The 505-nt window shown below is 56.6% G+C and carries 1 rRNA gene; it reads left to right on the top strand.

Features of this window, described 5'->3' with window-relative positions:
* Positions 1-505 (top strand): 23S ribosomal RNA (locus tag IEZ06_RS35970); the annotation flags it as partial.

The raw sequence follows: 505 nt of genomic DNA, 5'->3' as shown, positions 1-505 counted from the left end.
ACCCGTGTGGGGGAGCCGTAGGGAAACCGAGTCTGAATAGGGCGTTTGAGTCGCATGCTGTAGACCCGAAGCGGAGTGATCTAGGCATGGGCAGGTTGAAGCGTGGGTAAGACTGCGTGGAGGACCGAACCCACCAGGGTTGAAAACCTGGGGGATGACCTGTGTTTAGGGGTGAAAGGCCAATCAAACTCCGTGATAGCTGGTTCTCCCCGAAATGCATTTAGGTGCAGCGTCGCGTGTTTCTTGCCGGAGGTAGAGCACTGGATGGCCGATGGGCCCGACAAGGTTACTGACGTCAGCCAAACTCCGAATGCCGGTAAGTGAGAGCGTGGCAGTGAGACTGCGGGGGATAAGCTCCGTAGTCGAGAGGGAAACAGCCCAGACCACCGACTAAGGCCCCTAAGCGTGTGCTAAGTGGGAAAGGATGTGGAGTCGCAGTGACAACCAGGAGGTTGGCTTAGAAGCAGCCACCCTTGAAAGAGTGCGTAATAGCTCACTGGTCAAG

Source organism: Planomonospora antibiotica (assembly GCF_014647955.1).
Taxonomy (GTDB): domain Bacteria; phylum Actinomycetota; class Actinomycetes; order Streptosporangiales; family Streptosporangiaceae; genus Planomonospora; species Planomonospora parontospora.
This window is presented reverse-complemented; position numbering and strand designations above follow the sequence as displayed.